The organism is Streptosporangium sp. H13245, assembly GCF_055690525.1.
In genome coordinates, this window is record NZ_JBSZKT010000008.1 from 142,008 (window position 1) to 164,653 (window position 22,646).

General features: G+C 71.7%; 14 protein-coding genes. 4 read left to right on the plus strand and 10 right to left on the minus strand.

The annotated features are described in order from the left end of the window. Window positions 1–24: 24 nt before the first annotated feature. The 9 genes from ACW9TB_RS16300 to ACW9TB_RS16340 form a co-directional block, all read right to left on the minus strand. Window positions 25–6,486, minus strand: coding sequence for a fibronectin type III domain-containing protein (locus ACW9TB_RS16300; protein WP_472748863.1), 6,462 nt, complete (start codon window positions 6,484–6,486; stop codon window positions 25–27). Between the two features lie 753 nt (window positions 6,487–7,239). Further along, window positions 7,240–7,716, minus strand: coding sequence for a GNAT family N-acetyltransferase (locus tag ACW9TB_RS16305; protein ID WP_472748864.1), 477 nt, complete (start codon window positions 7,714–7,716; stop codon window positions 7,240–7,242). A 213-nt stretch (window positions 7,717–7,929) separates the two neighbouring features. Beyond that, window positions 7,930–9,318 (minus strand): cysteine--tRNA ligase, encoded by a 1,389-nt coding sequence (gene cysS / locus ACW9TB_RS16310; RefSeq protein ID WP_472748865.1) that lies wholly within the window; start codon window positions 9,316–9,318, stop codon window positions 7,930–7,932. Between the two features lie 101 nt (window positions 9,319–9,419). After that, entirely contained in the window at window positions 9,420–11,261 is a 1,842-nt protein-coding gene (locus tag ACW9TB_RS16315; protein WP_472748866.1) for a sigma factor-like helix-turn-helix DNA-binding protein, read from the minus strand. A 49-nt stretch (window positions 11,262–11,310) separates the two neighbouring features. Beyond that, window positions 11,311–13,368 (minus strand): UvrD-helicase domain-containing protein, encoded by a 2,058-nt coding sequence (locus ACW9TB_RS16320; RefSeq protein WP_472748867.1) that lies wholly within the window; start codon window positions 13,366–13,368, stop codon window positions 11,311–11,313. Between the two features lie 3 nt (window positions 13,369–13,371). Next, on the minus strand, window positions 13,372–15,954 hold the full coding sequence (locus tag ACW9TB_RS16325; RefSeq protein WP_472748868.1) for a hypothetical protein: 2,583 nt from the start codon (window positions 15,952–15,954) through the stop codon (window positions 13,372–13,374). A gap of 111 nt (window positions 15,955–16,065) precedes the next feature. Continuing rightward, the gene (locus ACW9TB_RS16330; protein ID WP_472748869.1) at window positions 16,066–16,818 is read right to left on the minus strand and encodes a class I SAM-dependent methyltransferase; all 753 of its coding nucleotides are present in this window, start codon (window positions 16,816–16,818) and stop codon (window positions 16,066–16,068) included. Between the two features lie 128 nt (window positions 16,819–16,946). Next, on the minus strand, window positions 16,947–18,008 hold the full coding sequence (locus ACW9TB_RS16335; RefSeq protein WP_472748870.1) for an ABC transporter substrate-binding protein: 1,062 nt from the start codon (window positions 18,006–18,008) through the stop codon (window positions 16,947–16,949). A gap of 263 nt (window positions 18,009–18,271) precedes the next feature. Further along, window positions 18,272–18,472 (minus strand): putative acetyltransferase, encoded by a 201-nt coding sequence (locus tag ACW9TB_RS16340; RefSeq protein WP_472748871.1) that lies wholly within the window; start codon window positions 18,470–18,472, stop codon window positions 18,272–18,274. 160 nt (window positions 18,473–18,632) lie between these two features. Here ACW9TB_RS16340 and fdxA point away from each other — a divergent pair, with 160 nt between their 5' ends. The 3 genes from fdxA to ACW9TB_RS16355 all read left to right on the plus strand — a co-directional run bounded on the left by fdxA (window position 18,633) and on the right by ACW9TB_RS16355 (window position 20,856). Next, window positions 18,633–18,959, plus strand: a complete 327-nt coding sequence (gene fdxA, locus ACW9TB_RS16345; RefSeq protein ID WP_386244006.1) for a ferredoxin — start codon at window positions 18,633–18,635, stop codon at window positions 18,957–18,959. Window positions 18,960–19,087: 128 nt separating this feature from the next. Further along, a complete protein-coding gene (gene dapC / locus ACW9TB_RS16350) occupies window positions 19,088–20,167 on the plus strand; it encodes a succinyldiaminopimelate transaminase (protein ID WP_472748872.1) in 1,080 nt (359 codons plus the stop codon). Window positions 20,168–20,178: 11 nt separating this feature from the next. Further along, window positions 20,179–20,856, plus strand: a complete 678-nt coding sequence (locus ACW9TB_RS16355) for a DUF4178 domain-containing protein (protein ID WP_472748873.1) — start codon at window positions 20,179–20,181, stop codon at window positions 20,854–20,856. On the opposite strand, the gene ACW9TB_RS16360 is transcribed toward ACW9TB_RS16355, so the two are convergent. After that, window positions 20,853–21,638 carry a hypothetical protein gene (locus ACW9TB_RS16360; RefSeq protein WP_472748874.1) on the minus strand — a complete coding sequence of 262 codons (786 nt, stop codon included), beginning with the start codon at window positions 21,636–21,638 and terminating at the stop codon, window positions 20,853–20,855. The two genes, ACW9TB_RS16355 and ACW9TB_RS16360, sit on opposite strands and share 4 nt — an antisense overlap. 108 nt (window positions 21,639–21,746) lie before the next feature. Between ACW9TB_RS16360 and ACW9TB_RS16365 the strand changes: the two genes are divergently transcribed. Then, window positions 21,747–22,622 (plus strand): 2,3,4,5-tetrahydropyridine-2,6-dicarboxylate N-succinyltransferase, encoded by an 876-nt coding sequence (locus tag ACW9TB_RS16365; RefSeq protein ID WP_472748875.1) that lies wholly within the window; start codon window positions 21,747–21,749, stop codon window positions 22,620–22,622. Window positions 22,623–22,646 lie beyond the last annotated feature (24 nt).

Genomic DNA, 22,646 nt, shown 5'->3' on the forward strand with positions numbered 1-22,646 from the left:
GCGGTGGCCGATCTCACCGGGGTCTCAGCAGAGGAACGTCCAGCACCGGGAGCGGTAGACGCCCGGAGTGTTTTTTATGGTGTAGACGACGGAGCCACCTCCGGTGAGGGTCGGGGTCAACTCCTCCTGGGGAAGCCGGCGAGGGGACGGCGAGGTCGGATTCCAGATGGCGAGGCCGCGGTTCGCGTCCGCGCTCGTGGTCGCGCCGGGCATGTACGCCACGTTGGCGCCGATCTCGTCGATCAGGAACGGTGTCTCGCCGCAGCCGTATGAGCCGGGCGGGCAGTTGACCACCTTCACGTCCGCCAGCCCGAGGACGGAGACGGGAGCGCGGACCGTCGCGATCGCCACGGACCCCATCGTGCTGGGGATGCCCCTGACTCGTACGGCGAAGGTGGCCCCGTCGCCGGAGACCCGCACCGACTCGAATTTCGGCTGCTGGCTCGCCCGTCTGCTGGTGAACATGAGGGTGGCGGCATTGGTGCGGAAGTCGTAGGTGTAGACGCCGTCGCAGGTGCCGGTGTCCTGGTTGCACGGAACCAGGCCTTTCTGGACGTACGCCATCCGGTTGCCGTCGGAGGTGATGTTCCCCAGCGAGCAGTACGCCGTGCCCTCGATCCTGCACCCCAGCTGGGCGGCGGTGTAGGCCCTGTCCACGCCGAGGACGGAGCGGTGGTAATTGTTGCCGGTTCCGTCGTGGATGGCCACCGAGCCGTCGGCGCTCAGCTCCCTGACCGGCGCGGTGGTCTCCCAGGTGCTTCCCGCGGCGATGTTGTGGACGTAGTGCCTGCCGGAGTAGATGTCGGGGCTGTAGGACACGACGCTGCCGTCGCGGTTCGCGTGCAGCCCCACGGACGACGCCACGGAGATGGTGAGGGGCGTCCTGCCGTCGGCCCCGCGGGAGGCGAGGTCTATCCGGCCGGTGACCAGGTCCTTGCGGGCCAGGTAGGTGTTCCCGCTCTGCAGGGTGAACACCTCCCGGGGTGCGAGGTTGCTGTTGGCCCTGGCGAAGAAGAAGATGAACCGGCCGTCGGAGGAGGCGGTCGCGGCTCCGAGTCCCGCGGTCAGCGTGTCGTCGCGCTTGCCGTTGGCGTCCGTGGCGAGGTCGTCGGGTGAGTCCTGCCCGAAGTTGACGTAGATCGGGGTGACCTGGGCGCTCGCGGACGGGCTCCCGGTCCCGAACGCGTTGATCGCCTGGACGGTGAGCGAGTACGGCACGCCGGGGGTCAGGTCGGCGACGTATCCCCAGTAGTGGGACTGGCCGGGGGGTGACGGGTTGACGAAGACGACCTTCGGGCCGACCGGCGTGACGAGCGTGGGACCGATCAGCGAGGGCGTCGCGGTGATGGCGTATCTCGTGACCGGGCCGCCGCCCGGGGTCTGGGGTGGCGCGAAGATGGCGAAGGCGCCGTTGACGCCCGGCCGGGCCTGGGCGATCGACGGCGCGCCCGGGGTGGAGTCGATGCGTATCGAGGCCCTGGCCTTCAGTTCGGGACGCAGCCCGGGGACGGCGGGACTCGTCGCCTCGATCTGCACGAATCCCGGCCGTACGGCCGTGACCTTGCCGGTGTTGTCGACGGTGGCCGCGGCGTTGAGGGGCGGGATGGTCGACCAGCTGGTGGTCAGCAGGGCGTCGGGGAAGCGCGGGGCCTCCGCCCTGAGCTGGACGACCCCGTCCGGCCGCAGATCGGCGTGCCGCGGCACGATCTTCATGCCGGAGAACGGCCCCTCCGAGTGGAGAACCGTCACGAACGTCTTGAGGATGTCCTGCTTCTCGTACAGCGTGGGGTCACCGGGGAAGATCGCCGACAGGTTGACCGCGATACCGGCGTTGATGCCGAGCCGCAGTTCCCACCAGGGGTTCTGGGTGGTGTCCGCCTTGAACTCGACGTAGGGCGAGCCGGTGAGCGCCGGTCCGACGACGCCGTACAGCAGGAACGACATGGCGACGGGAAGCGTCACCGTGAGGGAGGCGTCGCCGTACGCCTCCACCGGGGTCGGGACGTCGGCGTCGGTCGTGGCGGTCGCGTCGCAGGTGTCGGGGGTGGTGCCCCCCACCTGGCAGCTGACGACGGCCTTGTACTCATGGCTCGCCGCGATGCTGACGCCCGCCGAGCCCGCCGTGTCGATGCCCAGCGTGGCGCTGAACTGTGGGCAGAACACGATCGGGGTCTGGCCCGCGGGGATGGTGACGCACCTGGCGTGCACCGAGCCGAGCTCGATCTCCTTGTCCCATTTCAGGGTGGCGCCGCCCTTCACCCTGACCTCCTCCTTGGCGAGGAGGTTGAGCGTGGACTTGAAGATCGACGTCTTGCTGTTGACGTCGAAAGTGGGGTCCAGCCCGATCTCCGCCTGCGCCTCGACCTTGCCGAACACGCCGTTCTGCTCGTTGACGAACTCGCGGGAGACCTCGATGACGAAGTGGCCGTCGCGGATGCCGACCTGCGTGTCCGGCGGGGCCTGCGCGAGCTGTGCGCGGGTCTTGCCGTCGATCAGCGGCTCCCGGACCGTGATGCCGGGTCCGGAGGGCGCCATCTGGGTCAGGTCGTCCGAGGTGATCGCGAGGTCGGCCGCGACGGTGCCCTCCGAGAGGGTGTCCCCGATGGAGGAGCGTTTCGTCATGACGGTGAGGAAGCCGCCGCCCTCGGGGGTCACCGCGACGACCCGGCCCATGAACCCCGTCCTGACCTTGCCCGAGGCGCCGAAGACGATCAGGTCGTCCTTGACGAGGCCGGTCACGCTTGACGGCGGGTCCTTGAAGATGAGAGTGCCGTCCGTCCTGATCTCCTGGAGGCTCTGGACGGCGTCGGCGGCCATCACCTTGGTCGCCTTCTTGACGACGATCTTGGCGGTGATCGGGCCGAGGGGGGCGCTCGGCTCTCCGGCGCCCGCCGCGTTCAGGGCCTTGACGGTGAAGGTGTAGGCGGTGGCCGGGGTGAGCCCGTCGACGACCGCCTTGCACTCGGCGGGGGTTCCGGTGCAGGTGGTGGCGGTGACGCGGCGCCCGCCGGGGTTGACGGTGACCTCGTATCCCGTGATCGGGCCGGTTCCGGTGTCGGCGGGCGGGGACCAGAACACGTTGAGGACGCCGTCGCGCTCGGGGGCGGCGCGTACGTCCGCCGGTCTGCCCGGCGCGCGGGCCGCCGACGGGGTGACCGGCGCGGTCACCGCCGGCGCGCCGCGTCCCGCCTTGTTCGTGGCCTCGATGGTGAAGGTGTACGCGGTGCCGTTGGTGAGCCCGGTGAAGGACGTGACCGTGGTGTCGGCGGGGATGTTCTTGATCTGGCCGCCGGGCTGCGCCGTCACGACGTAGCCGGTGATGGCCGATCCGCCGTCGGCGGGCGGCACCCACTGCACGTCCACGCGCCCGCCGAGCGGGGTGGCGAGCAGTCCGAGCGGCTTCAGCGGCACGTCCGCGGGCTGCGGGATGGCCGGTTGCGACGGCGGCGAGGGGTCGCCGGGACCGTCGCCGTTGACCCCGCTGACGACGAAGGTGTAGGGCGTGCCGTTCGTCAGCCCGCCGAGGATCCACTCCGTCGCGTCGGCGGGCACCTCGGTGACCCCGCCGCCGGGCTGGGTGACGATCCGGTACGAGGTCAGGCCCGCCGTACCGGTCTCGGCCGCCGCCCACGCGAGCCGGACCGCCGAGTCACGCGGGTAGACATCGGTGACCAGCGGCGCACCCGGCCGCCTGGGCGGGGTGGGGACGACGGCGGGGGAGGGGGCCGAGGGCCTGGACGTGCCCGCGGCACCGGTCGCCGCGACGGTGAAGGTGTACGAGGTGCCGTTGGTGAGCCCCTCGACCACGGCCTGCCCGGCCGTCCCCTGCACCGTGACGCTCCTGCCGTCCGGCCGCGACGTCACCGTGTACGACGTCACCTGCCCGGCGGGGGCGGTCCAGGTGACGCTCGCCGAACCGTCGGCGGGGGTGGCGCCGACGGCGGTGGGCGGCTGCACCGTGAGCGCGGTGGCCGTGCTGATCTGCAGGTTCTGCCAGGCGAGCCAGGCCGAGGCGACGCCCGCCTTGGTCGCACGAGCGCGCCACTGGACGTGCCGCCCGTCGGTGAGCCTGCCCTCAGGTACGGTGACCGCGCCGGACGTCCCCGACAGCAGGTGATCGACCGCGCCCGACCAGATCGGGCCGCTGCCCTCGGCGGGGAACGCCGGGTCCTGCCGGACCTCGAACTCCGCCGTGAGCCGCCCGCCCTCCGGGTCGGACACCTTCGCCAGGAGCTGTGGGGTGAGCGCCGGACTCAGCGTCCTGCCGCCGGAGATCTGTGCCGGGACGACCTGGGGCCGGTCGGCGACGGGAGCCGGTAGCGCGATCCTGACGACCTGCCAGTCCGACCAGGCGGAGGACGGCGGGGCCGTGACGTCGGAGGTGGCGCGGACGCGCCAGCGGACGAGCCAACCGGCCTGGAGCCTGCCGCCGGGGACGACGAGCGCGGCCTCCGCGCCGCTGGACAGCCCGGTGACCTGCGCGGTGTGGATCTCCCCTGTTCCCTGGGCCGGTACGGACGGGTCGTGCTCGATCGCGAAGTCGGCCCTGAGCGTGCCCTCGGCGGGGCCTGCCACCCTCGCGGCCAGTCTCGGGGTGAGGGACATGGCCACGGCCCTGCCCGCGATCTCCTCGGAGGGGGTGGTCCTCGGCTGGGTGACGGCGGGGTCGGCGAGGTCCACGGCGACCGCGTGCCAGGCCGACCAGTCGGAGGTGTCGGTACCGGCGACCGCGCGGGCGCGCAGCCGCACCCGCCAGCCGTCCCTGAGTTTGTCCTGGGGCACCGTCAACGTCGCCTCGGTGCCGGTCTGGACCGCGGGTGAGGTCCCCGACCAGATCGCTCCGGTGCCCTGGGCGGGTACGGCCGGGTCGTGCTCGATCTGGAACTCCGCGGCGGTCTGACGACCGGCGAGGTCCTGAACCTTGGCGAACAGGGCGGGCCGCAGGGTGGAGGTCGCCACCCCCGGGCTCCGGGGGACGGCGGGCGTGACGCGCAGCTGGCTCAGCAGCGGCCTGGGGTTCGCACCCGCGTACGTGACGGTCAGGATCGGCGGCTTGGCGCCGGAGACGGTCGTGTGGGCCGAGTGGAAGTAGCGTTCGTACACGACACCGGTCTCGGGGGTCACCTTGAGCTGGACGCCGTGGTTGGCGGCGCCGCCCGCCCACGCCTGCGCCATCGGGGTGACCGGCCAGACGACCTGCACCCCGTTGCCGCACGCCTGCGCGTCGGTCACGGTCACCCGGCCCGCGTCGGTGGTCTGCGGCTGGGCGTTCCAGAGCATGTTCGCCGGGTTCCACGGGGTGGTCACTCTCGACAGGGTCAGCCCGGCCCCCGCGGTGCCGCAGCCCGTCGACCAGTCGTTCCACATGGTCAGGCGGGCGTCGGAGACCGTTGTCCCGGCCAGTACGGAGGTGTCGAAGGAGAGGTAGTCGACGATGCCGGTCACCGGCGTCCCGTCGCGGCGGTCGTAGGTGCCCGCGACGAGGAAGTTCCAGCCGGGGTAGGCGCCCTCGTGGTCGACCATGGTGTCCACCGAGGTGCCGAGGGTGACGGTCGGGTCGACCGTCACGGGGTAGGTGGTCGCCGGGTCGTTCAGGAAGCCCCGGTCGGGCTTGAGGACCAGGAAGGACCTGCCGTCCTTCGACGTCACCGCCGTGTCGATCCTCCCCGGCGGGCGCCTGACCGGCCTGCCGTCGGCCGCGTGTCCCTGGGCCGCGAGCATCCTGGGCGCGGGTCCCGACGCGAGGACACGCGTCCCGTCCCTCACCTCCAGGCCGCCGTGCTCGGTGGCGGCCACCCGGAGTCCGGTGGCCGTGACCTCGACCCGGAACTCCGGCGCCTCGGCGGGCCGCTCCCTGAGCACCACGTCGTAACTGAATCCCGTCGGCAGAACGGTGACCACGAGCTCGGTCCCCGGACCCGCCGCGTCCGCGTAGGTGGCGACGTTGGCCTTCACCGACGGTCGCGGCAAGGGCGTCGGCCAGGTCAGGTCCACCGACTTTTCCGCACCCAGTCCGAGGCTCAGGAATGGCCCCGTTCCCCCCGCCGACACGTCAATGTCGGCGGCTCCCGCCTTTGGACGCAACCGGCCGTCGCGCTCGGCGAGCGTCACGTCGACCGGTGCCCATACGCCGTCCTGCCGAACTCGCTCGGGAATCGCGGAGATGCGCGCGGTGTACGTTTTTCCGTCGGGATCGGCGAGGACCTGACGTGTCGCGGTGGTCAGCGCGGCGACCTCGACCTGACGGCGCTCGCGTGCCGCCTGCCCGGAGGCCGCCGCCAGCGCGGCCGCGGTACGCGTCTTCTCCAGAAGCGCGGGATCCTGGAGAACGACGCCCTGTTTTCCCAGCTCGGCGGGCTCCGGCCGCGCGGAGGGGGACGTCGGCGGCGAAGGGGCGGGCGTCGCGGCGGCCGGCGGCCGGATGGGCGGTGCGGCCGGGCGGGAGGCGGCCTCGGCGCCGCCCGGCGCAGCCATGGCGATTCCCATCGGAGCGAGTATCGCGGTCAACGCGATTCCGGCGACGAATGCACGTGGCCGGGAGTGGCGGAGGGATTTCGACAACGGTACCAATGGGGAACTGTGCGACCCGCGCATGACAGCCTTCTCCCGTAGCCGACGATGGTTGCCCTGGCCGCCCGATGGTAATTGAGTAAATTGCTGTAAAAACAGGAGTTGACGAAAGTCGTCAATGGTGCCGTGAGTGGGTGCGCGTCACACCACCTGGCGCCATTACCCTGCGTGGTCGGCCTGGTTTGGAAAAGGGAAACGGGAATGACGTGATCTCGGCGGGCCGCCGGTGGTTGGTTGTGCTCGAAATGGTGAGGGCGGAGATGTCGCCGATTCCTCCGGGACTGACGGTGGCGTGCCGCAGGGTCCCCAAACGGCCTTTGAACAGGGCGAAGCCGCACACCCGGATGGCGTGGGAGCCGGTCGCGGGTGCGGTCGTCCGATCGGCTGGTGGATGCCGATTTCGTCGCCCGAGCCTTTTCGTCGGGATCATCTGAGTGTGCAACCGGTGAGAATCAGCGGTTGCACACACTTCCCGCGGTGAGATGATTTCGATAAGGTCGGCCCAGGATCGACGGCGCCGTCAAAGCCGCGTTTGTTCTTCCCCATTTCGAGCACGACCACCTGACGTGAAATTCATTGAGATCACCTCAATATGGTGCGGTCGTTCTTCGGCACGACAAAAGCCGGTGCGCCGGGTGGGTGCTTTGTGACCGGTCAGGTCGAATCCGGTCAGAGCGCCGTTTCCAGGACCGTCGACTGTACGGCGAAGCCGTTGGTGCGGTAGAAGCGGACGGCGGCCTCGTTGCTCGCGTAGGCGGTCACTCCGGCGTAGCGGGCGCCGTGGTGGCGGGCCCACTTCCTGAACTCCTCCACCAGCCTGGCCCCGATGCCCTGGCTGCGGTGGGACGGTTCGACGTACATGCTGCCCAGGGTGGCCACGGTGACCGGGCGCATCGCGGTGGGCCCGGACAGGGACCCGGTCAGGTGGCCGACGATCCTGCCGCCCTCCTCGGCGACCATCACCAGGCGGCCCGGGTCGCCCAGCGCGTCCACGAAGCGGGCCCGCCCGTGCTCCTCGGGCCAGTTGACGTTCAGGGCGGGGTCACGGGCCCCGGCGTCCTCGACGAACAACGCGGAACTGCAGGCGACGATGCCGTCCAAGTCCGCGATCGTGCCGGGTCGTACGGCAACGGCGATCTCACTCATGATCAGGACGCTATCGGTCGCGACCGACATTACGAGTGATCTGCTGCTTTCGCCCCTCCCGGCGGGGCGGGAAACCCGCTCCGGCGGGGTGGAAACCCTTCCCCGCCGTCCAGGAAATCCCTACCCGGGACGGTTCCCAAGCCCGCTCCAGAGCCTCCTGGGCCTGTATGGACCCGCTTCCGGACGGGAAGACCGGTCCGGGGCGGATGACCGTCAGGACCAGGTCTGGCCCTCCGGGGTGTCGACGACCTTCACGCCGAGGGCGGCCAGCTCGTCGCGCAGACGGTCGGAGGCGGCCCAGTCCCTGGCGTCGCGGGCCCGCGAGCGCTGTTCCAGCAGCTCGGCGGCGCCCTCGGGCAGGGGCTTCGGCCTGACCGCCCTGCCGATGTCGAGGGAGAGGTCGAGGGCGAGGACCTGGTCGAGGTGCAGGAACGCCTCGAAGCGGGAACCGGGGGAGATCGAGCCGTCGCGCTCCAGCTCGCGCAGGAGCCGCAGCGCCAGCGGGGTGTCGAGGTCGTCGTCGAAGGCGGCCTCGATCCGGGAGACCCGGTCGGCGGGCATCGGGCCGCTCGGCGACTCCGACCACTCGGCCACCTGGCCGCGCCAGCGCCGCAGGGTCTTGTCGGCGGCCCGCAGGGTGTCCCAGGTGAGGTTCATCTGCTGGCGGTGGCGGTGCTCCAGCAGCGCCAGCCGCACGGCCAGCGGGTCGAGACCCGCGTCCGCCACGTCCTTGAGCAGGACCACGTTGCCGGTGGACTTCGACATCTTGCGCCCGTCGAAGAGCAGGTGCTCGCCGTGGACCCAGTGCCGTACCACCTCGTGCCCGGCGGTGGCGTCGGACTGGGCGCGCTCGTCCTCGTGGTGCGGGAAGCGCAGGTCGATCCCGCCGGTGTGCAGGTCGATGTGCTCGCCGAGGAACCGCAGCGACATGGCCGAGCACTCGATGTGCCAGCCGGGGAAGCCCCGGCCCCACGGGGTCTCCCAGGTCAGCCCCTGGTCCGAGGGCTTCCACAGCGCCCAGTCGGCGTGGAACCGCTTGCGCGGGTCGACGGCCTCGATCCGGTGACCGGGCCGCAGCTGGTCGAGCCGGTTGCCGGAGATCTCCCCGTACGTCGGGAAGGAGGCCGCGTCGAAGAAGACCGACCCGTCGGGCACCGCGTACGCGTGCCCCTTCTCGATCAGCTTGGCGATCATCTCGACCATCAGGTCGATCGTCTCGCTCGCCCGTGGGGAGTGCTCGGGCGGGCGGATGTTCAGCGCGGTCGTGTCCGCCACGAAGGCGTCCTCGTAGAACCGCGCGACCTCCAGGACACCCCGCCCCTCGGCCCTGGCCTGGGCGAGCACCTTGTCCTCGCCCGAGGGGTCGATCTCGGTGTCGTCCACCAGGTGCCCGACGTCGGTGATGTTGCGGCAGGCCACCACCCGGACCCGCTGCCGCTCGCTGACCCGCCTGATCAGGTCCGCCAGCAGGTACGACCGCATATTGCCCACGTGGGCCGACCTGTAGACGGTCGGGCCACAGGTGTACATCCGCAGGGAACGGGCCCCCTCGGGAACGATCCGCTCAACCCGGCGATTCCGCGTGTCATACAGGCTCAACATGTGTCGAGCCTACGCAACCACGCCCGATCCCACAGCGTACGAGTGCACACGGACGCGACCGCGCCGCCCCGGACCGGAGCGCCTCAGCCCTTAAAGAAGGCTCAGCCCTCAAGGAAGGCGAGGATCTCGCGGTCGCCCCGGTCGCGCAGGCGGGCGATCACCTCTTCGCGGGTGCAGCCCTCCGGCAGGCCGATGCGGGCGCCGATCAGGCGGACGCCCTCGGCCTCCGACGCCACCGGCGCCGTGTAGCCGATCAGGTGCAGCGCCCGGTTCAGGGCGGGCAGGGTCGGCGAGGCCGCGGGCAGGTAGCGGGTCAGCAGCTCGCCGCCGTCGGAGACCGTGAGGAAGACGTGGTCGCCCTCGGAGGCGTTGGCCGCGATCAGGACGGGACGGATGGAGCCCATGGTCGGCTGGTTGTGCCAGCTGATCACCACGTCGCCCGAGGGGGTGGCGGCGGTCAGCTGGCCGCCGGGGGCCATGCCCAGGTGCGCGGCGAAGCCGGTCGGCAGCGGGGAGCCCGAGCCGCGCAGGTGCTCGGCGTTGACGTCCACCCGGTGCCACCAGCGCCCGTCGCGGCTGCGGAAGCAGCGCCGGGTCTCCGAGACGTCCCGGCGCGGCTGGTAGTCGGCCTGCTCGGCCCCGGCCACCCTGATCCACCCGCGCTGCGTACGCTCGAAGCCGGGCCCGCCCGCGTACGCGCGGACCGAGCTCTCGCTCACGTCGTAGCGCGCGGTGAGGTTGGTGACTATCGTGTTGACCGACGCCTCGCCGTTGGACCGCTCGATCTCCCTGACGATCATCTCCCGGATGCCCAGATACTGCTCGCCGCCCCAGCGCGACAGCCCGTACTTGTTCCGGTCGACCCGCAGGAACCGGTCGTCGGCGGTGAGCTGGTTGCGGATGCCGACGAGGCTGTAGTCCTCGCCGATGCGTTCCTGGATCTCCTCGGGCGTCAGCGGGCCGCCCGCCACCGCGAGCACGGCCTCCGCCTTGTCGTTGACGCTGCGCGGCCAGGGAACCACGTGGTTCTCCAGCACCCGCAGCTGGGGCACCGCGATGAGCCAGCGCTCGGCGACGTCCTCGCGGATGCCGAGCTGGCTGGCCAGCGTCACGGCCTCGTCCAGCGGGCGCGGCCCGTCGGTGAACAGCTGCCGGGTCTTCTCCCTGAGCTCGTCCGCCCCACCGGCGACCAGCCAGCCGTCCACCTGCTCGTAGCCGGTCAGCAGGGTCCGTACGAACCGCCAGGAGGGGATGCCCAGCGTGGCCAGGTCGGTGCGGTGCCACGGCACGGCGGCGGCCAGGTCGTCGGCGGGCACGGCGGAGCCCAGCCGGCCCCGCAGCCACGACACGTGGGCGATCAGCGGCGCCGCGTCATCCTTGGCGAGCCAGGCCTCGACGTGGTCGCGCAGGTCGCGCTCGATCTGCCGGATGCGCTCCCTGGTGACCGAGAACCGCTGGGCCAGGTCGTCGAGCGTGGCCCGCTGGGAGGCGTACAGCCGGTCCCTGGCGATGGCCCGCTGCCGCTCGTCCAGCGTGGCGAAGACCTCGTCGATCAGCTCCGGCAGCGGCCGGTCGGGCCGGGAGGGGCGGATCCTGGCGACGCTCTCCTCGGTGACCGGTTCGAGCAGCCGCTCCAGCACCCCGGTGAACAGCTTGTGCACCACCTCGCGGCCGAGCCCCTCGGGGGTGCGGGCGCTCGCGGCGGGGTCGGCGAACCTGAGCACGGGGAGGACGTCACCGAGCATCAGGTGACCCCAGCACGCCAGGGCGAGGTCGGTCAGGCGACCGGCGACCTCGGACGTCCCGATGGTCGAGCAGGCGGTGTCGAGCGGAAGCGCCTGCCACCACGCCTCGGGGAGGCGGGGGTCGGTCGCGATCGGCGCTACCTGGCCGGGAGAGGTCCAGCGCAAGGGTGGCGCGATGTCGCTCAGGCTGAGGTTCATTGAGGTCCTACCGGCAAAGGGGAATATATCCGCAGTTCAGACTATGTGGTCAGGTAGGAAGGAAGGGACTTGCCCGTCCGTAATGAGAAACGTAAAGGAGTTCCCTGGCCCGGGTGCAGGCCACGTAGAGCAGGCCGCGTTCCCGCTGGAGGTCGTGTGCCCTGGCCGAGGGGTCCTCGCCGACCGGGGTGAGGGCGTCGGGGTCGGGCACGATCCCGTCACCCACGCCGATCACCGCGACCCGCCGGAACTCCAGCCCCTTCATACCGTGCAGTGTCGTCACCCGTACCCCCAGATCACGCAGAGCGGCCCGTGCGTCACGCACGAGGCCGGCGGTCCTGGCGGCCACCGCTATCTCCTCGGGCGTCACACCCTCATTCACCCACTGTCCCACCTGTGCCACCAGACCCGTCAGCTCATCCTGTGGTGAATCGTAGGCGCGGACCATCGGCCGGAGCCCGTGCCGGGTGCCCCTGAAGCCGTAAAGCTCCTGCACACCCTTGACGAGCCCGTCGGCGGGGCCACCCCCGCGTAACCGGACCCCCCAGGACAGGATCTCCCGTGGAAGCCGGTACGACACCTGCAGCCGCTGCTGGATCGCGTCGATCCCCACGGCGCCGAGCGTCACCCGCGTGTCGAAGATGCGCTGGTGCGGGTCGCCCACGATGAACATGTCGTCGCGGGCGTGCGGCACCGCCGCCCGCAGCAGTCGCCACTGCGCCGGGTGCAGGTCCTGCGCCTCGTCCACCACGATGTGCCGGTACGGCTCCCGCGCAGGCTCCGTCTCCTCCAGCAGGTCGCCCGTCGTCTGGCCGAGCAGCACCGACGCCTCGGAGGCCAGCTGCAGCAGGGTCCGCTTGCCGCGTTCCCGCAACCGCTCGGTGACGTGCTCGATGGCCTTCCACACGGAGGCGCGCTCCTCGCCCGCCAGCTCGACGCTGCGGCCGGGGCGGGGGGCGTCCAGGTACTCGTCCAGGGTCCGCAGGTTCTGCGCCAGGACCACCTGTTCCCACTCGCGCAGCAGGAACGCCGGACTGTGGCCGGTCTCGGTCTCCTCCCAGAGCGCGGTCAGCTCGGCGCCGCCGACCAGCGAGGGCGGGCGCCCCTCGGCCTCGGCGACGATGCGGTGGGCGAGCCGGTCCACGTTGCCGACCTCGATCCGCTTGCGGATCACCTCGTCCTCGATCAGCTGGTCGAGCCGGGTCGCGAGCTCGGCGCTCAGCCCCTGGGAGAAGGTGACGAGCAGTATCTGCCCGCTCGCGCGCCCGGCCAGGTAGGCGGCCCTGTGCAGGGCGACGAGCGTCTTGCCGGTGCCCGCGCCACCGGTGACCAGCGTCGGCTGCTGGTAGGACTCCCAGTACGCGAGCCGGTGCTGCGGCGGGTACAGGAACACGCACCAGCCGGGCGCGTCGAGCACGCGGTTCAGGTCGCGCGGATGCTCGGTGAAGACCGCGCGGTCCGGGCTGCGCCGGAGCGCGGCGCCGAAGTCCTCGGGATTGACCGGCTCGGGGTCCGCGGCGACGGCGCGGCAGTTCTCCAGCTCCCGCCAGGCCCCGGCCATCGACTCGCCCCTGGCGAGCGCCGCGAGCGGCTCGTACTGCGTCGGGGGCAGCAGCGGTTCGAGCGCCTCCAGGGTGAGCTGGTCGGTGATCTGCCTGACCAGCGGCAGGAAGCGGCCGTCGACCCCCAGCTCGGCCAGGTCGCTGTCGCAGATGTCGGAGAACAGCCGCGTCGCGGACGCCTCGGCCGCCCTGCGCACCGCGGGCCGCACCCGGTCCAGCGCCTCGGCGTCCCACATCTCGACCACGCCCAGCGCCGTGTTCACCCCGAACCGGTAGCGCTGCGCGTACGCCCACGCCTCCGCGTCCGGCAGCACGGTCAGCAGCCAGTAGACGTCCCGCTGCTTGACCACGACGCCCCGGTGCCGGTCGGCCAGCCGCAGGGTCGCCACCCGGGGGTCCCTCGCGCCCCTGACCCGCTCGGGGTGCGGGGCGCCCGCCACGTTCTGCAGGAACCTGCGCGCCGAGACCACGACGTCCCGGCGCACCGGCTGGGCCAGGGCGCCGAGTTCGACGGGGAAGTCCGGGGAGATGGCGAGGCGGGGCATCGGTCAGGCCAACAGTGACAGGAGGTCGCGGTCCCCGCGTTCCCGCAGCCGGGTGAGGAGCTCGGGGGTGCCCACGGGTCCCGTCATGCCGACCCGGGTGGCGATGACCCGTCCGGCCTGTTCCGGGGTGCCGCCCGTCGCGGTGTAGCCGACCAGCCGCAGCGCCCGCGCCGTCGTCTCCACCTCCTCGCCCGCGGCCGGCAGGTGCCTGGCCCGCAGGACCCCCTCGTCCGACAGGGTGAGGAACAGGTGGCTGCCCTCCCTGGCGCCCACGTCCTCCAGGAGCGTCATGAGCGACTCCAGCACGGGCCTGTCGTGCCAGCTGAGGACCAGCTCACCGACCGCGCTGCTGACCGTGCGGCCGTCACCGGGCGACATCCCGAGGTAGGCGGCGAACCCGCTGGGCAGCGGGCACTCGGCGCCCCCGAGGTGCTCCCCGGTGACGTCGATCCTCAGCCACCAGCGGCCGTCGGGCTGCCGGAAGCAGCGCCTGGTCAGCGAGACGTCCTTGAGCGGGCGGAACGGGGCCTTCCTCGGCTCCTGCCCCGGGTCCCCGCCGTTCCCGTCGCCGGGTTTCTCCGCGGTCAGGGCCGGGGCGCCGTTCGACCGCTCGGCCGACCGCTCGTTCGACCGCTGTGGAGGCCGCTCGCCCGCGCCGAGGATGCGGAGCTGCGGGACGTTCTCCAGCCACTCCTTGGACACCTCGGGGTGGATGCCCAGCGAGGAGACCATGTCGAGGGCCTTGTTGATGGTCAGCGGCGGCTTGGCACCGCTGATCATGTCGCGGGTGCGGTGGCGCAGCTCGGTGATGTCACCCTCCACCAGCCACTCGTCGACCAGGTGGTAGCCGGGGAGGGTGGCGAGCACGAACTGCCAGGCCGGCACGTCGAGGGAGTGCAGCTCGTCGGTGTGCCATTCGGCCGCGTTGACCAGCCGTTCCCTGGGGGCGGCCTTGCCGAGGATCCCCTTCACCTCTTCCAGGTGCTCACGGTAGGGGGCGGCCTCGTCGGAGGCGATCCACTCGGCGAGCTCCCGGCGCAGGTCGGTCTCGATGTCGCGGATGACGTCCGGGGACACCGCGAAGAGCTTGGCCAGCGCCTCCACGGTCGCCGGGGCGTCGCTGAACAGCCTGTTCTGCGCCACCGCCCAGCGCTTGTCCTCCACGTTGGCGAAGACGCCGTCCACCAGCCCGTGCAGGCTCCTCGGCACCGGCCGCCCGGCCCTGTCGGCTTCGTCGGCGCTGTCGTCCCTGTCGTCCTCGTCGCTTTCCGCGACCGGCTCGGGGACGTCGTCGGGCTCGGGTACGGGGTCGTGCTCGCGGTCGTCCCCGGAGCCGTCCTGGAGGTCGTCCCGGGAGTCGGCGACGGGTCCGGCTTCGGCTTCCACAGGTCCGGCGTCAGCGGGTCCCGCCTCTCCTGCCTCGTCCGCCTCGAAGGCGGGTCCGGCTCCCGCTCCCGAGGATCCGGTCTCGGCCTCGGAGAGGGCCTGAGCTTCCGCGGGTTCGGCCCCGGTTTCGGGGAGGGCCTGGGCTTCCGCGGGCCCGGCCTCGGCGACCGCCTCCGCGTGACCTGCCTCCGGGACGGCCTCCGCCTTGGCGGATCCGGTCCGGGAGGTGCCCTCCGCTTCCGTATGACCGCCCTCGGAGGGTACGGCCTCGGCGGCGAATTCCGTTTCCGCGGGTTCTGCGGGCTCCGCCTGATCGGCCCACGGCACCGGCCGGGGGAGGAGGCCGGGCGCGCTCTCGGCGCGGGCCCCCGCCACCGGGATGTCCCGGCGCCCGGATCCGGCGGCCTCCGCCTCCTCGGGAGCGTTCGCGAACCGGCCTTCCCGTACGGGGTCGCCCGCCGGACGGTTCTTCCTCGCCGAGGCGGGCTGGAAGAGCGACCCGGGGGCCTCCCCGGTCTCCGTCGTACGACGGGCGTCGGGCACCACGGCGTCGCGCTCCCGGGGGCCCTTGCGCTTCGGCAGGGGCATCGGCGCCGCGAGGGCCGCGCGCTCCGGCTCGGGAGCGCTCTCGGCGTGAGGGTCCGCCACGGCGGGCGGCCCGTCCGGCACGGAAAAGCCCCCGGCGACGGACCCGCTCGCGACGGGCCCACCCGTGACGGACTCGCTCGCGACGGGTGCGAGGGAGGCCACCGGCTCGGGGGAGGCGTCGGCCGCGTGCGCCGAGGACGGGACCGAGGGGGCCGCCAGGCGCGTGAAGACCGCGGTGAAGAGGGCCTGCAGCAGAGGGACCGGCTGGATGAACGGCTGGTCGCGCAGATCGTGGCCGGTCAGCGAGAGAAGACCCGGCCAGGACCCGGCACGGTCGAGGGCGATGGCCGTGTAGGGCTCGTCCGCGTCGTCCGGGTCCAGGACGTGCAGGGCGGGGAGCACGTCACCCACGGCGGCGGCCGGCCAGTGGTTCAGGGCGACCGAGGCGAGGATGTCGGCCAGCCTCTCCGGGCCCAGCACGGCGAGCACGCGGGCCATCGGCAGGCTCCGCCACCAAGCGTCCGGTAGGTCGGGCTGTTCGCGCAGAAGTGGGATCGTGGCCGCGTCGCTCCAGCGCAGCGGCGGCACGAGGTCACTCAGACAGAAGTTCATCCGTTCCCTTCACCAGCCCCTCAAGCCGCCCGAGTCACTCCATGTGGCCGGGGAACGAGACTCATGGAACAGACCATAGTCTGGCAAATCACCCCGGCGCATTGGGTCGGTTCAGCGGCGTACGGCCGCGAACCGCAGTCTCACGTAGTCGGCCATCCAGCCGCTCTCCCGCCGCAGGGCGGGGGCGGCCAGCTCGTTCACCCGGCGGAGCAGCGGGTCGACCATCTCCGCGGGCACCTCCTTGAGCAGCGAGCCCGCGAACATCCGCACCCAGTCGGCCGCCCCGCCGGGGCACTCGTCGAGCGGGGTCGGCCGGTCGAAGTATTCCAGCAGGCGGACGGTGAAGCCGCCCTTCTCCAGCCGCGTGGCGTATTCGGCGGGGGTGGGGAAGTACCACGGCAGGTCGGGCTCGCGCAGCCCGTACTCCCGCCAGGCGGTGGACAGCGCCGCCGTCAGCGCGGCGCAGTTGCCCGCGCCGCCCATCTCGGCCACGAACCGCCCGCCCGGCGTGAGGGCCTCGCGGACGCTGGTGATCACCGCGTCCGGCTCCTGGCCCATCCAGTGCAGGGCGGCGTTGGAGAAGACCGCGTCGTACGGCTGGGCCACCGTGAAGGTGCGGCCGTCGCCGACGATGAAGTCCAGCCCCGGATGCTGGGCCAGGGCCTTCTCGATCATCGCCTGCGATCCGTCGATCCCGAGGACGCGGGCACCCCGGGAGGTGATCTCGGCCGTCAGCACTCCCGTGCCGCAGCCGAGATCCACGATGCGTTCCCCCGGCTGCGGGTCGAGAAGCTCGACGAGGGGGGCGCCATGTGCTGAAACGTACCCAAAGCTGCTGTCATAGGCGCGAGCGTTCCACCTCATCAAGCTCGGGGTGTCGTATCGCAAGACGATCAGCTCACATTCTGAGACGCGAGGCCTCTTATCGGTACTCTCCAGACACTTTAGAGCCTCTGGGAAGTCGCGACATATCAGTCTCGGCAGCCTCAGGTTCATCTCACCTTTTTGGCCCACTCCCGCTGGAGGTAGGCCCTGGCCCTGTCGATCTCCGGGATGGAGAGGATCACGGGCCTCGCGTTGGTGGCGGGGAGCTTCGCGGCCAGCTCGTGGTCGAGGGTGCCGTGCATCTGGAGGGCCTCCATCCTGGCGGGCCTGGCGTACCCCTTCAGGAACAGGTTCTGTCCCCTGTCGGAGAACAGGAACTCCTGCCAGAGCCGGGCCGCGGCCGGGTGCGGGGCCTGCTTGCTGATGGCCTGGACGTAGTACGCGCCGAGCACGGCGTCGCCGGGAATCGTGACCTTCCACGTCTTGTCGACGGCGGCCCGCTCGGCGTTGTGGTAGTCCCAGTCGACGAGGACCGAGGCCGTCTTGGGGGTGGCCGCGAGGTTGCCCGCGCTCTTGAGGCGCTGGAAGAACTCCACACCCCGTTCGGCCCTCGCCTCGCCGCCCCTGAGGGAGACGGCCATCACCCCGTTGAAGGCCGCGGAGACCTCCCGGGGGTCGCCGGGCAGCGACACGCTGTGGCGCGGCTTGAGCAGGTCGGAGAAGGACACGGGGGCCGCGATCCTGGTCGGGTCGTAGCCGATGGACATGTAGCCGCCGTATCCCGCGTACCAGAAGCCCCGGTGGTCCTTCAGGCTGTCGGGGATGTCCTGCCAGCCCTGGACCCGGTACGGGGCGAAGAGGGCGGCCTTGGCCGCGGCGACGTCCATGCTCAGGTCGAACACGTCCGGCTTGAGCTCGGCCGCGGCCGCGATCTCCCTGGCGCTGTTGGCGTCGGGCTCCAGCTGGTTGACCTTGATCCCGTACTCCTCGGAGAAGGTGTCGATGATCTCGCCGTAGTTCACCCAGTCGCGCGGCAGCGCGATCACCGTGAGTGCCCCCTCCTTCCTGGCGGCCTCGACGAGGCGCTCCATTGTCGAGAAGCCCTCCTTCAGGGAGGCCGCCTGCGCGTTGAGGGGCGGGAATTGGACGTTTTGAGGAGCCGGGGCGCCACATCCGGCGATCGTGGCCGTGAGGATCACGGCGGCTGCGGCGCTGGTACGTACGGTCACGAAGTGAATACTCTCCGCTGCATTTCGCCTGGTCGAGCAGGCGCGACCCTTCTTAGCGAACGGCTTACACGTGTCTTGGCGAGCGGCTTACCCGGCGGGCGTCCAGCCGTCGTTCACGCGCGGGCGCGAGGGTGCCCCCGTAACCTCCTCACGCGCGGGCACGTGGGCGCGAGAGGTCGAGAGGTCCCGGGCACCGGAGAGAAAACGGATTCGCACGCGGGGACTCCGAACGCCGGGGCGCGCACCGGGCGGCGCGCGGGAATTCACCCGGGCGGACGCGGGCGCGGGGGCCGGGGGGAGTCCGGGACGACCTTCGCCGCGGCGAGAGTCTCCTCGTCGATCTCGACCAGGACGCCGTTTCGCCTGCGCACACCGAGCACGCCGTCGCGCCAGAACTCCAGCTCGCCGACCGCGTCACGGAATCCTTCGGGAACCCTTCTCCGAGTGGTGACTCTTTTGCCCACGTCGGAAGGGGTTATGGTGATGTTCAGGCGAGCGCTGAAACCAAAGGCCACCGGCTTTTGCCCCCTCCGGTTTCAGGCACATGGCGGGCACGGCAATACTAGGGCTTAGCAACTCGCGGTCGAAGTCGTGCCTAGGTGCGTAAAGAAGAAGGAGCCCGAGGTGACCTACGTCATCGCGCAGCCTTGCGTGGACGTCCTGGACAAGGCGTGCATCGAGGAGTGCCCCGTCGATTGCATCTACGAGGGTGAGCGGATGCTCTACATCCACCCCGACGAATGCGTCGACTGCGGCGCGTGCGAACCCGTCTGCCCGGTGGAGGCCATCTTCTACGAGGACGACCTGCCCGAGCAGTGGAAGGACTTCTACAAGGCGAACGTGGACTTCTTCGAGGACATGGGGTCGCCCGGCGGCGCCTCCAAGGTCGGCAAGATCGAGAAGGACCACCCGGTCGTCGCGGCCCTGCCCCCGCAGGCCGAGAGCCACTAGGAGCCGGTGCGGAGGGGACGGCCGCGACGGCCGTTCCCTCACCACCGCCATCGGCAGACCCGTTCCAGTGAGAGACGACGGCTGATCACCATGAACGCCATTACCGGCAGCGCCCCGGCGAGGCTCCGATGAACGGCCTGCCGGACTTCCCGTGGGACCGCCTCACGCCGCTGAAGGAGCTGGCGGCGTCGCACCCCGGCGGGATCGTCGACCTGTCGGTGGGCACGCCCGTCGACCCGGTGCCCGACGTCGTGCGGCAGGCCCTCGCGGACGCCTCGGACAGCCCCGGCTACCCGTTGACGTACGGCACGGAGCGTCTCCGCTCGGCCGCCGCCGGGTGGCTGCGCCGCAGGCACGGCGTGCTCCTCGACCAGGCGAACGTGCTGCCGCTGATCGGTTCCAAGGAGTTCGTGGCCTGGCTGCCGACGCTGCTCGGCGCCGGCCCCGGGCAGCGGGTGATCCTCCCCGAGCTGGCCTACCCCACCTACGACGTGGGAGCGCGCCTCGCGGGCGCCGAGCCGTACGCCACCGACGGGCTGCTCACGCTCGGGCCCGAGCGGGTGCCGCTGGTCTGGGTGAACTCCCCGTCCAACCCGACCGGCAGGGTCCTGCCCGCCGAGCACCTGCGCAAGGTCGTCTCGTGGGCGCGCGAGCACGGCGCGGTCGTGGCCTCCGACGAGTGCTACATCGAGCTGGGCTGGGAGGAGCGGCCGGTCTCGATCCTGCACCCGGACGTCTGCGGCGGCTCGCACGAGGGCCTGCTCGCGGTGCACTCGCTGTCCAAGCGCTCCAACCTGGCCGGTTACCGGGCCGGGTTCGTCGCGGGCGACCCGGTGCTGGTCAAGCGGCTGCTGGAGGTACGCAAGCACGCGGGTATGATCATGCCCGCGCCGGTCCAGGCGGCGATGGCCGTGGCCCTGGACGACGACGGGCACGCCGAGGAGCAGCGGGCCCGCTACGCCGCCCGCCGCGCGGCGCTCCGTCCCGCCCTGGAGGCGGCCGGCTGGAAGATCGAGCACTCCACCGCGGGCCTGTACCTGTGGGCCTCCAACGGGGCGGGCTGCTGGGACCAGGTCCGCGCGCTGGCCGGGAAGGGGATCCTGGTCGCCCCCGGCGACTTCTACGGGACCGCGGGCGAGCGGCACATCAGGATCGCCGTGACGGCCGGCGACGAACGCATCAGTGCGGCGGTGCGCCGCCTCCAGTAGGATCGCGCGGCATGACCCCCGAGGTCGCCGTGATACTCGGACTGAGTGCGGCCACGCTCGTCCTGCTGTTCGTCGCGTTCTTCGCGACGACGCGTCAGGACAGGCGGGCCGGAGAGTCCGGGCGTTCCGGCGAGACCCCCCTCCCCTCGGTTGAGGCCGCGCTGTCGCCGGCCCAACCGTCCACGGGCCATGTCGGCATCGACTACCCCGACCCTCGTACGATCAAGGTCGGCGACACGATCGAGTGCCAGGGGGTCCGCAGCAGGGTCCTCGGCGCGCTGTACCTGTCGTGGCAGGGCAGCCAGTGGACCGAGTATCTCCTCGACGACGGCACCCGTCGTTACCAGTGGCTGTCGATCCAGATGCGCGCCGGTCTGGCCGCCGGTGATCCGCCGCACCTGGAGGTGCTGCTGTGGACGCCGGTGCCCACGGAGGGCATGGTCCCCGCCAAGGCGACGCTGAGCGTCGAGGGGGTCGACTTCTTCCCCGTCGACCGGGGCACCGCGGCCTTCCGCGGGGAGGGCGTCACCTCGATGCCCGAGCGGGGCCTGCTCGACTTCGCCGACTACCGGGCCGCCGACGGCCGCCTGCTCAGCTTCGAACGCCTCCAGGGCAAGCGCTGGAGCTCCTCCCACGCCCAGCCCCTCGCCCCCGGGACGATCAGAATCGAGAAGAAGAAGGGCGGCTAGGACAGCTCGACCTTCCTGGCGGAGGACCCCGGGTCGGCCTTCCAGCCGTCGTGGCTGTTCGCGGCCACCCACGACTGGCCGTCGTAGCGGATCCTGGCGACCCCGAACGTCTTGGCGTGGGCGATCGACCAGGCGGCCACCAGCCAGCCGCGCCTGCGCGAGGGCGCCTCGAAGGTGTCGCCAGGACCGAGCGCCCTGGCGAGCCCGCGCTCCGCCCCGCGCGCGTCGGGCAGAGGGGTCTTGCCCGTCGGGGCGGGGAACCAGCAGTGCACGGCCTTGGGCACCCGCCCGGTGAACCCCGCGGCGAGGATCTTCCCGTCGTCCTCGTGCTGGGCGTACGCCGTCCCGTCGGCCGAGCGCTGCACCTCCTGGGCCGCCTCGTGGAGCGGCAGCTTCCGGTAGCCCTTCACCTTCACCAGCGCGGCGAAGAACTTCCCCGAGGAGTAGACGGGGTCGATGAGCTGGTCGGGCCTGCCCCAGCCCTGAGAGGGGCGCTGCTGGAACGCTCCGACCGAGTCGCGGTCGCCACCCCGCAGGTTCTCCAGCTTGGACTCCTGGATGGCGGTGGCGTAGGCGATCACCACGGCCCGCTCGGGCAGTTTCCTGCGGGCCGCCACGGCCGCGATGACCGCCGCCACCTTGGCCTGCTCAAGGTCCAGCTCCACCGAACCCTCCGGTGTCGTGACCTTGCACCCCTCGCCGAGGTCGACCAGCGGTGTCACCCGTCTGAGCAGGCTGAAAAGACCCACGGTGATGGCCACCGCGAGCACGACCACGATCACGACGATCGCGATAACCCCTTTTGAGAAGCGCCCTCGCACGGTCAAGAACCTACAGGTCCCCAGCGATTGCGCGGGTTGGCGGAACGCCGTGAACGTAGGCTCCGAGCCATGATCCAGAGCGATGCCAGCCCGCTGCCCGCGGCCGTCGACGAGCTGTGGTGGCGCAGGGCCGAGCTGAGTCCCGCCGACACCGAGGCCCGCGCCGTCGTCGTGAGCGCGGTGGACATGCTCGACAGCGGCAAGGTCCGGGTGGCCGGGGTCTCCCGTACCGGCGAGGTGGTCGTGGACGAGCGCGCCCGGCGGGCCGTCCTGCTCGCGTTCCGGGTGCTCGGCACGGTCAGGTCCCAGGTGGGCGACTTCCACCACCACGACCGCGTCCCGCTGAAGACCTCCGTCGAGGGGGTACGCGTCGTGCCGGGGGCGATCGCCCGCTGGGGCTCCTACCTGGCGCCGGGCGTCGTGCTGATGCCCTCGTTCGTCGACATCGGCGCCCACGTGGACGAGGGCAGCACGGTGGGTACGTGGGCCTCGATCGGCTCGTGCGCCCAGATCGGCAGGAACGTCCACCTGTCCGGGGGAGCGGGCGTCGGGGAGACCGGCGGCCGGGACGGCGCGGAGGACTCCCGCGCCACCGGGGAGGCGCCGCGGACGGCGCCCGCGATCGTCGAGGACGGCGCGCTGATCGGTAGCCGGGCCGTGATCGCCGACGGGGCCCGCGTGGGCCGGGGCGCCGTGGTCGGCGCCGGGACGATCCTGTCGGCCTCGACCCCGGTCGTCGACGCGCGGACGGGCGAGGAACTGGGCCGCGGGCACGTCCCCGGCTGGTGCGTGGCGACCGGCGGCACCCGGCACCGCGAGTTCCCCGGCGGCACCTTCGGCCTGCGCTGCGTTCTGGTGCTTGAGCGCCTGGAGGAGGGTCACCGGCCCGGCCGGGCCGAACTCGACCGCATCCTGTACGGATCCCACGGGGGTGCACGGGCGTGACGGGTCGGGCTCGGCCGCGTCCTG

Bases quoted from the DNA above. Each gene is read 5' to 3' on its own strand.
- ACW9TB_RS16300 (WP_472748863.1), bottom strand. From the start codon at position 6,486: ATGGGAATCGCCATGGCTGCGCCGGGCGGCGCCGAGGCCGCCTCCCGC.
- ACW9TB_RS16305 (WP_472748864.1), bottom strand. From the start codon at position 7,716: ATGAGTGAGATCGCCGTTGCCGTACGACCCGGCACGATCGCGGACTTG.
- cysS (WP_472748865.1), bottom strand. From the start codon at position 9,318: ATGTTGAGCCTGTATGACACGCGGAATCGCCGGGTTGAGCGGATCGTT.
- ACW9TB_RS16315 (WP_472748866.1), bottom strand. From the start codon at position 11,261: ATGAACCTCAGCCTGAGCGACATCGCGCCACCCTTGCGCTGGACCTCT.
- ACW9TB_RS16320 (WP_472748867.1), bottom strand. From the start codon at position 13,368: ATGCCCCGCCTCGCCATCTCCCCGGACTTCCCCGTCGAACTCGGCGCC.
- ACW9TB_RS16325 (WP_472748868.1), bottom strand. From the start codon at position 15,954: ATGAACTTCTGTCTGAGTGACCTCGTGCCGCCGCTGCGCTGGAGCGAC.
- ACW9TB_RS16330 (WP_472748869.1), bottom strand. From the start codon at position 16,818: ATGAGGTGGAACGCTCGCGCCTATGACAGCAGCTTTGGGTACGTTTCA.
- dapC (WP_472748872.1), top strand. From the start codon at position 19,088: ATGAACGGCCTGCCGGACTTCCCGTGGGACCGCCTCACGCCGCTGAAG.
- ACW9TB_RS16355 (WP_472748873.1), top strand. From the start codon at position 20,179: ATGACCCCCGAGGTCGCCGTGATACTCGGACTGAGTGCGGCCACGCTC.
- ACW9TB_RS16365 (WP_472748875.1), top strand. From the start codon at position 21,747: ATGATCCAGAGCGATGCCAGCCCGCTGCCCGCGGCCGTCGACGAGCTG.